10 protein-coding genes are annotated in these 13,081 nt (G+C 72.6%); 6 read left to right on the plus strand and 4 right to left on the minus strand.

Annotated elements, in window-relative coordinates; genetic code table 11:
- Positions 1-10 precede the first annotated feature (10 nt).
- The 3 genes from Psi01_RS06095 to Psi01_RS06105 all read left to right on the plus strand — a co-directional run bounded on the left by Psi01_RS06095 (position 11) and on the right by Psi01_RS06105 (position 2,505).
- Positions 11-1,201: an FAD-dependent oxidoreductase gene (locus tag Psi01_RS06095; RefSeq protein ID WP_204062946.1), complete on the plus strand. Its 1,191-nt coding sequence runs from the start codon at positions 11-13 to the stop codon at positions 1,199-1,201.
- Between the two features lie 63 nt (positions 1,202-1,264).
- The gene (locus Psi01_RS06100) at positions 1,265-2,020 is read left to right on the plus strand and encodes a hemerythrin domain-containing protein (protein ID WP_204062947.1); all 756 of its coding nucleotides are present in this window, start codon (positions 1,265-1,267) and stop codon (positions 2,018-2,020) included.
- Entirely contained in the window at positions 2,017-2,505 is a 489-nt protein-coding gene (locus Psi01_RS06105) for a nitroreductase/quinone reductase family protein (protein WP_204062948.1), read from the plus strand. The genes Psi01_RS06100 and Psi01_RS06105 overlap by 4 nt, the downstream gene beginning before the upstream one ends.
- A 23-nt stretch (positions 2,506-2,528) precedes the next feature.
- Here Psi01_RS06105 and Psi01_RS06110 read toward each other — a convergent pair whose 3' ends face one another.
- Complete coding sequence (locus Psi01_RS06110) at positions 2,529-3,092, minus strand: ArsR/SmtB family transcription factor (RefSeq protein ID WP_204062949.1); 564 nt, start codon at positions 3,090-3,092, stop codon at positions 2,529-2,531.
- A gap of 78 nt (positions 3,093-3,170) precedes the next feature.
- On the opposite strand from Psi01_RS06110, the gene Psi01_RS06115 reads away from it, so the two are divergent.
- Entirely contained in the window at positions 3,171-4,697 is a 1,527-nt protein-coding gene (locus tag Psi01_RS06115; RefSeq protein WP_204062950.1) for an alpha/beta hydrolase family protein, read from the plus strand.
- A gap of 17 nt (positions 4,698-4,714) precedes the next feature.
- Here the strand turns inward: Psi01_RS06115 and Psi01_RS06120 are convergent, their stop codons facing one another.
- On the minus strand, positions 4,715-5,794 hold the full coding sequence (locus tag Psi01_RS06120) for an amidohydrolase family protein (protein WP_204062951.1): 1,080 nt from the start codon (positions 5,792-5,794) through the stop codon (positions 4,715-4,717).
- Between the two features lie 150 nt (positions 5,795-5,944).
- Between Psi01_RS06120 and Psi01_RS06125 the strand changes: the two genes are divergently transcribed.
- Complete coding sequence (locus Psi01_RS06125) at positions 5,945-8,056, plus strand: M6 family metalloprotease domain-containing protein (RefSeq protein ID WP_239127161.1); 2,112 nt, start codon at positions 5,945-5,947, stop codon at positions 8,054-8,056.
- Positions 8,057-8,155: 99 nt separating this feature from the next.
- Here Psi01_RS06125 and Psi01_RS06130 read toward each other — a convergent pair whose 3' ends face one another.
- Complete coding sequence (locus tag Psi01_RS06130; protein WP_204062952.1) at positions 8,156-9,301, minus strand: acyl-CoA dehydrogenase family protein; 1,146 nt, start codon at positions 9,299-9,301, stop codon at positions 8,156-8,158.
- Positions 9,302-9,428: 127 nt separating this feature from the next.
- Between Psi01_RS06130 and Psi01_RS06135 the strand changes: the two genes are divergently transcribed.
- Entirely contained in the window at positions 9,429-12,047 is a 2,619-nt protein-coding gene (locus Psi01_RS06135) for a tetratricopeptide repeat protein (protein WP_204062953.1), read from the plus strand.
- 75 nt (positions 12,048-12,122) lie between these two features.
- Here Psi01_RS06135 and Psi01_RS06140 read toward each other — a convergent pair whose 3' ends face one another.
- A complete protein-coding gene (locus Psi01_RS06140; RefSeq protein ID WP_204062954.1) occupies positions 12,123-12,998 on the minus strand; it encodes a hypothetical protein in 876 nt (291 codons plus the stop codon).
- Between the last annotated feature and the right edge of the window lie 83 nt (positions 12,999-13,081).

Raw genomic sequence — 13,081 nt, forward strand, 5'->3', positions numbered from 1 at the left:
TAGTCAGTTCATGACTAAGAAAGCTCTGATCATCGGCGGCGGCATCGCCGGTCCGGTGACGGCCATGGCCCTGCAGCGCGCGGGCGTCGAGGGTGAGATCTACGAGGCCCACGGCCACGGCTCCGACGGCGTCGGGGTCTTCCTCACGCTCGCGGACAACGGGCTCGCGGCTCTGGACCTGCTCGGCCTGCGCGACATGGTCTGCGACCTGGGCATGGACTCGCCGCGCATGGAGATGAGCAACGGCCGCGGCAGGCGGCTGGCCTCCATCCGGCATCCCAGTCGCACGGTCAGGCGTGCCGACCTCTATCGGGCGCTCCGCGACGAGGCCCTGCGGCGCGGGGTGCGCATCCACTACGGCAAGCGGCTGGACGACGCCTCGATCACTCCGGGCGGCGTGCGGGCGGTCTTCGCCGACGGGAGCACCGCCGAGGGCGACCTGCTCATCGGCGCCGACGGACTGCACTCACGCACCCGCACGATCATCGACCCCGCCGCGCCCCGCGCCCGGTACGTCGGCCTGCTCAACACCGGCGGCTTCGCGCGCGGGGTCACGGTCCCGGGCGAGCCGGGCACGTACTACTTCGTCTTCGGCCGCAGGTGCTTCTTCGGCTACGTGATCCACCCGGAGGACGGGGAGGTGTGGTGGTTCGCCAACCCGCCCAGCCGCAGGGAGCCGACCCGGGAGGAGCTCGCGGCGATCGCCCCGGAGCGGTGGCGGGCCGGGCTGATGGAGCTGTTCGCCGGCGACGCCGGGCCGATGCCCGACATCATCGCCGCCACCGAGCACATCCCGCCCGGCTGGAGCACCTACGACTTCCCGACCGTGCCGACCTGGTCCAACGAGCGCATGGTGATCCTGGGCGACGCCGCGCACGCCACCTCGCCCTCGTCGGGGCAGGGCGCGTCCATGGCGATCGAGGACGCGGTGGTGCTGGCCAGGTGCCTGCGCGGCGTGCCCGGCACCGGTGAGGCGTTCGCCGCCTACGAGCGGCTGCGGCGGGACCGGGTGGAGCGGATCGTGGCCCACGGCAAGCGCAACGGGGACGGCAAGGCCCCCGGTCCCGCCGGCGCCTTCGTGCGCGACCTCATGATGCCGGCGTTCATGAGGTGGGTGGAGAAGAAGAACGCGATGGGCTGGATGCACGACTACCGCATCGCCTGGGACGACCGGGTGAGGGCGGTCCCCCGTCCGGCTTAGATCACATATTGACTTTAGCGAGACATAATTCATATTATTCTCGCTAAAGTCAAAGGAGTGATCATGACAGCCACCGTCCCCGCGGGCGGCGCCCTCACCGTCGAACAACTTCTCCTGCCCGGCCAGGCCGCGGCGCCCGCCGGTCCCGTCGACGTCGCGGCCATGTACGTGATGCACCGCGCCTTCCGGCGCGACCTCGCCCTGTTCGCCGCGGCCACCGCCGCCACCCCGGTGGCCGACCGGGAGTGCTGGGCCCGTCTCGGCCGCAGGTGGGAGGTGTTCTCCAGCGTTCTGCACAAACACCACAGCGGGGAGGACGCCGGGCTCTGGCCGCTTCTTCTGGAGCGTTCCAGCGGTGACGGGGCCGCCGCCGTGCTGGCCGCGATGTCCGCCGAGCACGAGCGCATCGACCCGCTGCTGCGAGAGTGCGCAGCCGGCTTCGCCGTACTCGCCCGCACCGCCGACGACGGCGCCCGCCGCACGCTCGCCCGCCGCACGCTCGCCCGGCGCACCGCGGAGCTGCGCGAGCTGCTCGAGGCGCACCTCGCCCACGAGGAGCGGGACGCGATGGCACTGGTCCAGGCGCACCTGACCCAGCGCGACTGGGAGCGCCTGGACAAGGAGCACTTCGCCCCGGAGTACGGCCTGCGCGACGTCCCCGCGGTGCTGGCGTGGGTGATGCACGGCCTGACGCCCCAGGCGGCGCGCAAGGTGCCCGGCGGCCCGGTCCTGCACATCGTCGGGCGGCTGCTCGCCCGGCGTCTCGCCCGCGCCGACCGCCGTACCTTCCGCCACGTGGTGAAGGCGGGGGAGTCGTGAGCGCCACCGCCTCCGCGCTGAGCCGCAAGGACCGGCTGCTCACCCGGGTGAGCAGGAACGTCGCCAGGATCCACACCACCCTGTTCCGCTTCAGCGACGGCCGCTTCGGGCGCCGCTTCCGCGGCGGCGACGTGCTGCTGCTGACCGTCCGCGGCCGCCGTTCGGGACGGGCCTTCACCACCCCGCTGCTGCATGTGCGCGACGGCCGGGACTACATCGTGGCCGCCTCCAACGGCGGCATCGACTGCGAGCCGCAGTGGTGGCTCAACCTGCTCGCCGACCCGCACGGGGAGGTCGAGGCCGGCGAGGGGCGCGTCCGGGTGACCGCCTCGGAGGCGCAGGGCGAGGAGCGCGGCCTGCTGTGGGCCCGGCTCGTCGAGTCCTTCTCCGGCTACGAGGACTATCAGGCCGCGGTGCGCCGGCGGATCGCCGTCGTACGGCTGAGCCCGGTCCCCGCGACGGACGCGCCCTCCGCCTCCCGCTGAGCTGAGAGGGATGGCCGGAGCGCTCACTCCTCGTCGGCGGGAAGAGCGAACAGGCGGATGTACATCGGGCGGGCGTCGGACGGGGCGTCGTCGGCCCGGTGGCCGTACTTCGTCAGCAGCGCCATGTAGGCCTCGAAGAACTCCTCGAACTCCGGCTTCGTCATCCGCCTGAAGCCGCGCGAGACCTTGATCCAGCTCGGGTCGCGCGCGTAGGCGGCGGGAAGACCGTCCAGCAGCTCGCGGTCCTCCTGCAGGCCGATCCGGTGGAACTCGGCCAGCACGGGGCGGTCCTCCGGAGCGAGCTGGTCGGGTGTGGGCAGGCGCAGGTCCCGGGGGCCGTCGGCCTTGCGCCACCAGCGCTCCCGTCCGGTGGAGCGCTCGGGGATCTCCTCGATGAAGCCGTACTTCTCCAGCTGACGCAGGTGATAGCTGGTCGTGCCGGTCTTGGCGTCGAGCAGTTCACCGATCGTCGTCGAGGTCGCCGGGCCGTGCACGTTGAGGTGGCGCAGGATCAGCCGGCGCATGGGGTGGGCCAGCGCCTTGAGTCTGCCGGGGTCGTCGAGGAGGAGCGGCTCGTCGTCCTTCATGAGGATCAGCCTAGTCCTGCAGAAGGATATCTGCAGACAAACATTTGCCGAGGATTCTCTGCAGAGTACTTTCGGCATATGCGACGACCCTTCCAGATCCTCCGGGCCGCGGCGGTCACCCTGTGCCTGCTCACCGCGGCCACGCCCGCATCGGCCTCCGCCGGCCCCTCTCCCTCGCCGCCCGCATCCACAACGGGAGCCGAGGCCGCGCTGGCCGTACCCTCCGACCTGACCGCGAAGGAGGTGGACTTCCGCGGCAGCGGCGGGCTCGCGATGCGCGGCACGGTCCTCTCCCCGGCGGAGGGCCCAGCGAAGGCCCCGGCGGAGGGCCGGGCGAAGCGCGGGCCCGGACGGCCGGGCATCGTCCTGGTCCACGGTTCGGGCGCCGGCGTCCCCCGTGCGAAGCTGCGGGAGGAGGCCGTCGCCTTCGCCAGGCAGGGGCTGTCCGTACTGATCTACGACAAGCGCTCCGAGGGCTACTCGCTCTTCCGGCGGTCCTACTCGCAGCTCGCCGACGACGCGCTCGGAGCCGTGGCCGCGCTCCGCTCCCAGCCGGGGGTGGACCCGGCCGGAGTCGGCGTCTGGGGGTTCAGCGAGGGCGGCTGGGTGGCCCCGATCGCGGCGTCCCGTTCGGCGGAGGTCGCCTTCGTCGTGCTCGTGGGCGCCAACGGCATGCCGCCGCTGCGGCAGCAGACCTGGGCCGTGGCCGCGGGGCTGCGCAAGGCGGGGGTGTCGGGTCCGCTGGTCGAGCGGGCCGAACCGGCCATGTACCGCCTGATCGCCGACGGCGGCATGTTCCCCGAGCCGTACCACGACCCCGGGCCGGTCCTGGCCGCGGTCCGTCAGCCGGTGCTGGGCATCTGGGGGGTCCACGACCTGCTCACCCCGCCGCAGGAGAATCCGCCGCTGGTGGCCCGGGCGCTGGAGGAGGGCGGGAACCGGCGCTACGCGTTCCACTTCTTCCCCGACGCCGACCACGCCGCCCACCGGACCCCGGACGGGGGCGTCACCCGCCTGCCCGAGCTCGCTCCCGGCTACGCCGACCTGGTCGGTTCCTGGGTCGGTGACGTCACGGCGGGCAGGGCGCCGGCGGCCCGGACGTCGGGACCGGCCCCGGTGCAGGACTCGGTGAGCGTCCCCGCGGAGCCCCCGGCCTGGTGGGAGTCCGCGCCGGTGCAGCTGGCGGCCCTGGTGCTGTTCACCGTGGCGTTCGCCGCCTATCCGCTGGTCGCGCTGGTCCGGCGGCTGCGCGGCCGGTCACGGCGGCCGGTCACCCGGGCGGCGCGGCTGCTCGCCGCCACGGGCGCGGCGACGGTGCTCGGATCCTTCATCTATCTGTTCTACGTGCTGATGACCGGCGGCAAGCTGGCCGCTCCCGGCCCCGTGGCGGCGGGACGCCCGCTGATCTGGCTGGCGCTGCAGGCCCTGGCGGTGACCTGCGTGGCGGCCACGGTCCTCACCGCGTCGGCCTGGTACCGCTCCCGGGGCTCCGCGGATCCCGCGCGGCCGGGAGAGCGGGGAGAGAGGGTACGGCTCGGCCTCCTGCTCGCCGGCGGGGTGGCGTTCGTCCCGTGGGCCCTGTACTGGGGGCTGCTGCTGCCGTGACCGGCGGACACGGGCGGTCAGCCGGTGGCGGCGTCGGTCGTGGCGGCGTCCGCCGCGCCGGAGTCCGCGCCGCCGAGCCCGAGCAGCATGCGGTGCCAGACCGGACGGCCGCCGCTGAAGGCGGCCAGGCACCGTCCCGGACCTTCGTGGATCAGAGCGGTGCAGGCGGTCGCCGCGTCGGCCTCGACGGCGAAGACGGCGAAGTCCGCCCGGCTGCCCGGCTCCAGGCAGCCCATCCGGCCGGGCCCTTCGGCCAGTCCCAGGGCTCTGGCCCCGCCGAGGGTCAGGGCCTCCACCAGGAGGCGGTCGACGTCGGGGTCGCGGGCGAACGCGCGGGCGGTGGCCAGCGGATCGCCGCCGGTCCGGGTGCCGACCGCGACGGCGTTCTGGCCGCCGAGCAGCCCTTCGGCGGCGAACGGCGAGGAGATGGCCGCCACCGTGCCGCGCAGGCGCAGGAGCTTGCGGTCGGCCTCGTCGAGCGGCCCGGAGGGCGCCACGTGGGTGCCGGTGCCCAGGGCGCCCACCTCGTCGAGGAACGCGACGGTGCGGCGGCCGAGCTCGACCAGGAGCCGCAGGCCGAACGTCCGCGACAGGATGGCCAGGTCCTCCATGACCGCCGGGTCGGGGGAGTGCGCGGCGATGCCGACGATCCCCGGATGGTCCACCTCGCGGATGGCGGTGATGAGCCGGTCGCGCTCGTCGGCCTCCCAGTGGGCCTCGTCCGGGCAGCGGGTCTCCAGGTAGGTCACCCCGCCCAGGCCGAGCTCGCCGACGACGGAGGCGGCCTCCAGGTCGGCGGCCACGCCCGCGACCGCGGTGACGCCGTGGACGTGCGCGGAGGCGAGGTCCCCGTCGAGCCGGACGTGCGCGTCGACGAGCCCCGGCACGATCATGCCGGGCCAGCGCACCGGCTCGGCGTCGTGGTAGGCGGCCTCGATCTCCTGACGGAGCCCGATGCCGACCACCCGGTCTCCCCGCAGGGCGATCGCGCCGTCCTCGACGGGAGGCATGGAGACCGGCAGGACCAGCGGAGCGCTGTGCACCGTCACAGCGGAGGGCGCACGCGTGCCGAGGTTCCGGCCGGCGTGCATGGGCATGGGCGGCACTCCCGTCTGATCGTTCCCTGCTGAGATTAAAGGCACCCGTATCGACTTCTCAAACACCCGCGAAGGGTGATGGACGGCCCCATCACCTGTTTCGTCAGGGACTGTTGATCTGCCTGAGATAGCTCTATAGCGTCGTTAATCGTGATCAAACCCCCCAGTTTGGCGAAGGCGCTGATCGCAGCAGTGATCCTGCTTCCTCTCGGCTTCGCCACCACCCCCGCGTCCGCCGATCCGACCCCCGACCCTTCGCCGCCTCCGGTTCCCGAGCACCCGTGGCGCCTGGACCACTGGCCGCAGCAGCAGCCGTGGCAGAGGGACGCCCCCGAGGCCGCCCTGCGCGCCCGCCCGGGCACGCCGGCCCCCATCGATCCGCAGAACTGGAAGAACCCCGACCACATGACGTGGGCAGACTACGTCAAGCCCCCGGGCACGAACTGGGCCGACCCGGCGGCCAAGGGGTCCAAGCGCACCTTCCGCGGCGCTCTGGTCCTGCTCGACTATCCCAACCAGCCGTTCGCGGTCACCCAGCCCAGGGGGTCGACGGTCTTCGGCAACCCCAGTGCCGAGGCCCACGACATCCCGCGTGAGCAGGTCGCCCAGTTCTACAAGGACTTCCTCAACACCCCGAACCAGCTCAACCGCGGGCACACCATCCACGAGTACTGGATGGAGGACTCCGGCGGGCGCTACGGCGTCGACCTGACCGCCTTCGGGCCGTACCAGATGCCCGGCAAGTCCCACGAGTACGCGATGGAGTTCCAGGCGGGCACCGGCTGCCCGGCCGGGGACGTCTGCGACAAGAACCTCAGGACCGACGGCCGCGCGGCGTGGATCGCCGACGTGGGACCGGACGTCCCGGCCGGGTTCGACTTCGTCTTCTATCTGAGCGCCGGTCAGGACGAGTCGGCGACCTGGCAGGAGTTCGGGCCGATGAAGTTCCCGACGAAGGAGGCGGTGACCGACGAGTTCGGCCCGCCGGACCCGGCCCTGCCCAACTGGGCCAGGACCCGCTACGTCGAGTGGACCTCCTGGGCCTCGGCCTCCTCCATCTGGCCCAACGCCGGGGGCGGCTCCTCCGTCCAGGCCGAGAGCTCGGGCCAGAGCGTCTACGCCCACGAGCTCAGCCACATCCTGGGCATCGGCGACAACTACAACAACCCGTTCGGGGTCCCGCCGCGGCGGGCCTACTCCGGCATCTGGGAGATGCTCAGCCGGGGCACCTTCAACGGTCCCGGCGGCCCGCACAGCCGCTGGCTGATCCCGCCCACCGCGGGCGCCTCGATGGGCGCCCAGCACATGCTCCGCAACAAGATCAAGCTGGAGATGGTCGACGAGAAGAACGTCCTGCGCCTGTCGCGCGAGGCGCTCGACGAGTCCGGCCTGGTCGTCGCCAGGGTGACCGCCCGCGTGATCCAGCCGGGCGAGAACGGCCTGTCGGGGATCAACATCGCCTTCGACACCGGGGACAAGAGCCCGGCCTGCGACGTGGCCACCGACCCGTTCTGCGACGGCGGCGGCTACGAGAACTACACCGTCGAGGTCGTGGACCGGATGGGCACCGACTCCTTCACCCCGGACTCCGGCGTGCTGCTGGCCAAGACCAAGAACGAGGACCGGGCGCCGTTCGAGTGGGTGATCGACGCCAACCCGCAGGACATCGGGATGACCGACTACGTCCTGCCGGACGGCACCGCCGTGCCGATCACGATCGGCGACTACCGCCAGCTCTCCGACGCGCTGTTCCACGCGGGAACCGGCTCGGGCAGCGAGTTCGAGTACGTCGACGGGGCCAACCGCCTGCACTTCTACGTGCTCGACGTGCACCGCGACCGCAAGGGCGTGCTGTCCTACACGGTCGCGATCCGCTCCCTGGACGGCGCCGGGCCCGCCAGGCGCGGCGTGCGGCTGCTCCCCGCGGCCGGGATCCCATCCGGCAAGGGGTACTCCACCTGCGGTTTCCCGCTGTTCAACACCGGCAGGACGGCTCCCGCCCGGGGGCAGCACCCCGAGGACGTCAGCGCCTACCTGAACAACGACGTCTACCGGCTCTCGGCGACCGTCGAGGGGCGCGGCTGGACGGTCACCCTGCCCAACCAGCTCGCGACCGCCGCGGCGGGCAAGCACACCTCGGCCGCCGTCCACGCCCAGCGGGCCCAGGGCGGCAGCAGGCTGGCCAAGGTCACGCTGACCGCGGTCTCCGAGAGCGACCCGTCGAAGACGGCCAGGGCGACCTGCCTCGTGACCGGCCTGTAGCCGGAGCGCGGACAGGTCGGCGGGGTACGGCGAGCGCGGCGCCGTACCCCGCCAGCGGTCACGTGACAGGCCGGCCGTGCCCCGCCCGGAGCGGTCACGTCACAGGCCCAGGTCCCGGCCGATGATCTCGCGCATGATCTCGTTGGACCCGGCCCAGATGCGGGTGACCCGGGCGTCCATCCAGGCGCGGGCCACGCGGTACTCCTTCATGTAGCCGTAGCCGCCGAACAGCTGGACGCAGGCGTCCAGCACCTCGTTCTGCACCTCCGAGGTCCACATCTTGGCCTTGGCCGCGTCGACCGCGCTCAGCTCGCGCTCGGTGTGGGCCGCGATGCACTGGTCCAGGAAGGCCTGGGAGACCTCGATCCTGGTGACCAGGTCGGCCAGGACGAACTTGTTGTGCTGGAAGGAGCCGACCGGCTGGCCGAACGCCTTGCGCTCCTTGACGTAGACCAGGGTCTCGGCCAGCATCGCGGCCGCGTGCGCCAGGTTCGCCACCGCCGAGCCGAGCCGCTCCTGCGGGAGCCGCTCCATCATCGCGATGAAGCCCCGGTCGATCTCGCCGATCACGTTCTCCTCGGGGACGCGCACGTTCTCGAAGAACAGCTCGGCGGTGTCGGCCTCGGGCTGGCCCACCTTGTCCAGCTTGCGGCCCCGGGTGAAGCCCTCCATCCCGGTCTCCACCGCGAACAGCGTGATGCCCTTGGCCCTCTTCTCCGGGCTGGTGCGGGCGGCGACCACCACCAGGTCGGCGCAGTAGCCGTTGGTGATGAAGGTCTTGGACCCGTTGACGATCCAGTCGGAACCGTCGCGGACCGCGGTGGTGCGCAGCGAGGCCAGGTCGGAGCCGCCGCTCGGCTCGGTCATGCCGATGGCCGTGATCATCTCGCCCGAGCAGAAGCGGGGCAGCCAGCGCTTCTTCTGCTCCTCGGTGGTCAGCTCCACCAGGTACGGCGCCACCACGTCGTAGTGGATGCCGAAGCTGGAGGACAGGGCCGCGCTCTGCCCGGACAGCTCCTCACCCAGCACCGCGTTGAAGCGGTAGTCGCCGGCCGCGCTGCCGCCGTACTCCTCCGGCACCTCCAGCCCGAGGAAGCCCTGACGACCGGCCTCCAGCCACACGTCGCGGTCGATCAGCCGGTTCTCGATGAACTTCTCGGCACGCGGCGCCACCGAGCGGGCGAGGAACTCCCGGACGGACTCGCGGAAGGCCTCGTGGTCGGGGCCGTAAACGGTTCGCTTCATGACATGTCAATATACCGACCGGTTGGTATCTCCCATGGAGGGGACCATCCGCTTTGCTTCTGATTGAATGAATCTTGAGACGACACACCGGCCGCGCCGGGGGTTGCGGCCTTCCTCGGGGAGACGTATGCCCGGGTCACCGCACGTGCCCGAAAACGACGACGCCGACCGGCTGCCCCGACCGCGCAGACGCTCGATCTCGCTGGCGGCCCCCGCGGCGGCCGGTCTGGCCGCCGCCGCGGCCAGCATCATGGCGACCTCGCTGGACGTGTGGGACCTGCCCGTCCCGGCCAAACTCGCCATCACGGTCTTCGCCGGTCTCCTGGTCGGCGTGCTCACCTGGGCCACGACGGACCGCAGGCCGGTGGCCGCCGGCGGCGCGCCGGAGGGGGCCTGGCGCCCGCCCGACCAGTGGCCCCCGGTGCCCGCGCACTTCACCGGCCGCGCCGAGTCGCTGGCCGAGCTGCGCCAGGTCTTCGACGGGCACCGCAGGAACCAGAGCCGGGACGGCGGCGGCTCGCCCCTGGTCGTGTCGGTGTACGGCAGGGGCGGCGTCGGCAAATCCCTGCTGATGACCAGGTTCGGCCACGAGATCGCCGGCCGGTTCCCCGACGGGCGGCTCTACGCCGACCTGCGCGGCGCGGTGGACGCCCCGATCCGGCCCGAGGAGGTGCTGATCGGCTTCCTGCGGGCGCTGGGCGTACGGCTCACCACCGATCCCGGAGGCCTGGACGAGCTGCGCAACCTCTGGCTGACCTGGACCAAGGGCAAGCGCATCCTGATCGGCCTGGACAACGCCGAGCACGGCGACCAGGTCAAGGACCTGATCCCGGCCGAGCCCGGATGCGCGGTGATGATCACCTCCCGGCACCCGCTGTTCCTGCTCAACGCCTACGACAAGCGGCTCGCGGTGTTCGGCGAGGCGCAGAGCCTGGAGCTGCTGGCCCGGCTGGCCGGGGACGAGCGCGTCGCCTCGGAGCTGGAGTCCGCCCGGGAGATCGTCCAGATGTGCGACCACCTGCCGCTGGCCATCAGCATCTGCGGCGGGCGCCTGGCCACGCGCGAGAACTGGTCGCTGCGCGAGATGGCCGACCGGCTCAGGGACGAGCGCCGCCGCCTGGACCAGCTCGAACTCGCCCCCAGCCTGGACAAGAGCGTGCGCGCCTCCCTCCAGCTCAGCTACGACGCCTGCACCGGCATCCAGCGCCGGCTGCTGCGCCGGCTCAGCCTGCTGACCGCCCCCGACGTGCCCGGCTGGGTGGCCGGTGAGCTGCTGGGCACCTCCGAGCTGGACGGCGCCGACCAGCTGGAGGCGCTCATCGACACCCAGCTCGCCGAGTGCTCGGGCGTCGACTTCGCCGGCGCCATGCGCTACCGGCTGCACGACCTGGTGCGGATCTTCGCCCGCGAGCTGGCCGGCTCCTACGACGCCGACGGCTCCGGCCGGGCCGCCATCGAACGGGTGCTGTCCGGCTACCGCCGCAGGGGCGAGACCGCGGCGATGGCGCGCTGGCCGCAGGACTGGGGGCGCAGCGGCCGCGGCGGCGACCACTCGTCGGTGGTGCGGGGCCAGGCGTCGGCGGCCGACTGGCTCAACGCCGAGCGGCTGACCGTGGTCGCCATGATCGGCGAGGCGCGGAACCTGGAGCTGTGGGAGCTGGCCTGGGGCCTGGGCCGGGCGTTCTGCTCACTGTGCCACTCGCTGCGCGCCTACTGGTCCGACTGGCGGGCGGTCGCCGAGATCGTGTGCGAGGCGGCGGAGCACATGGACGACCGGCGGGCGCTGGGCATCGCGCTGCTGGACCGGGCGGCGGTGGCCGGCGGGCAGGGCAGCCACCAGAGCGCCCGCGAGGACGCCGAGCGGGCGCTGGCCGTCTTCACCGAGCTGGGGGAGGCCTGGTGGGCCGCGCGGGCGAAGCGCACGGTCGGCATGACCCTCTTCAGCGACGGCAGCCTCGACCGGGCGCAGGGCTACCTCATCGACGCGATCGCCTCCTTCAAGAGCGAGGAGGACCGGTGGTGGTCGGCCAGGACCCAGCGCAACCTGGCCGAGCTCAGGCTCGCCCAGCGCAGGCCCGAGGAGGCGCGGGAGCTGCTGGAGGAGGCCCTGCGGGTGTTCGAGCGCGACCGCAACCGCTACTCCGAGGCGCAGACCCTGCGCGCCTACGGCGAGGTGCTCGGCGCGACCGCGCGGAGCCTGCAGGAGCGGGGGGAGGCGCGGGCCGCCCAGGACCACTTCACCCGGGCCGGGTTCAGCCTGGACCGCGCGGCGGAGATGTTCCGGCTGCGGGGCGAGGAGTGGGAGGTGGCCCGGTGCCTGCGCGCCGCCGGGGAGGTCGGCGACCCGGCCAACCGGCTCAACGAGCTGAAGTACGTCCGGCAGGCCGCCGAGCTGCTGGGCAAGCTGGGCGACTCGTGGGGCGTGGCCAGGGCCGAGCTGTCGGCCGGGCGGGTGCACTCCAGGGCCGGCAGGACCCGGGAGGCCGAGGAGTCGCTCCGGCTGGCCGTACGGGCCTTCGAGGACCTGGGGGACCGGTGGTGGATGGCCCGGAGCCTGCGTTACCTGGGCGAGGTGCATCTGGAGGCCGGCGAGCGCGAGGCCGCGCTCCCGCCGCTCGGCCGCGCCCTGGACATCTACCGCAGCCTCGGCAACCAGTCGGGCATGGGCCGCACCCTGGAGCTCCTGCGCCGGGCCAGGGAGGACGGCACCCCCGCCACCAAGCCGCCGCGCGGCACTCCGGAGTGACCGGCGGCTCCGGGCGGCGGCGCTGCCCGGGCCGGGGCGGGTCGCCGTTCGCCGGTCCGGGGGACCGGAGAGGGGTCAGCGGCCGCCGGAGTCCATCAGGTGCCCCGCGGCCCGGCGGGCCTCCTCCATGCTCTCCAGGAACAGCTCCCTGATCCGCCGGGCCTGCCCGGTCAGCTCCCGCAACTGCGGGATGGCCAGCGCGTCCCCCGTGGTGTCGGCGACCAGCTGCTCGTACTGCGGCGTGCGCTCGGCCAGCAGCTCCAGCTGCCGGTAGGAGTGGTAGACCGCGTCGGCCCTGCGCACCTGGGCGGCGTACTCCTCCATCGCCTCGATCCGCCGGATCAGCGATGCCCTGGCCGTCTCCAGCGCCCTGGAGTAGGGGACGAACGCCTCGGCCACCTCGGGCGGCGGCACGCTGGGGACGATCCGCAGGTACTCCGCCCGCAGGGAGGAGAGCCGGACCAGCTTCGTGGCGATCTGCCAGGTCTGGTCGGGCAGCGTCACCGCGTTGTCGATCGTGTCGAGCAGGGCCGCGCGGTTGACGCGGGACTCGAGCACCGTCTCGGCGGCGTCCTGCGCGCGGCGCAGCAGCGCGCCGCACTCCGCGTCGAGGTCCTCGGGCAGGATGAACCGGTTGGCGTGGTCGATGGCGACCCGCATCCGGCGCCGCTCCTGCCGGGGCCCGGGATCGGCGGCCAGCCGGTGGGCGCAGGAGAAGAAGCCGATCAGGATCAGCATCGCGAGCATGACGGTGAAGTTGGTGACTATCCAGATCAGTCCCATGGAGCCCGCGACCGAGAAGACCTTGACCGGGTCGGGGCCCCGGGCGGAGGGGATGTCTCCCATCCGGACCGCCCGGAGCGTCTCGGGACTGGCGCGCAGTACCGAGGAGACCGAGGCGGGCAGGGCGGGATCGACGATCAAACTCGGGGGACGGCTCTGCGGGTCCACATGACCTCCTCACGAAGAGGCGTCGCCAAGTGCTTCCACTTTTCACCATCATGAGCGTTTTAGAACAATTTAGGACGCGAGAT

Origin of the sequence: Paraplanobispora siamensis (assembly GCF_016863175.1) — a bacterium.
In the GTDB taxonomy this organism is placed as follows: Bacteria; Actinomycetota; Actinomycetes; order Streptosporangiales; family Streptosporangiaceae; genus Planobispora; species Planobispora siamensis.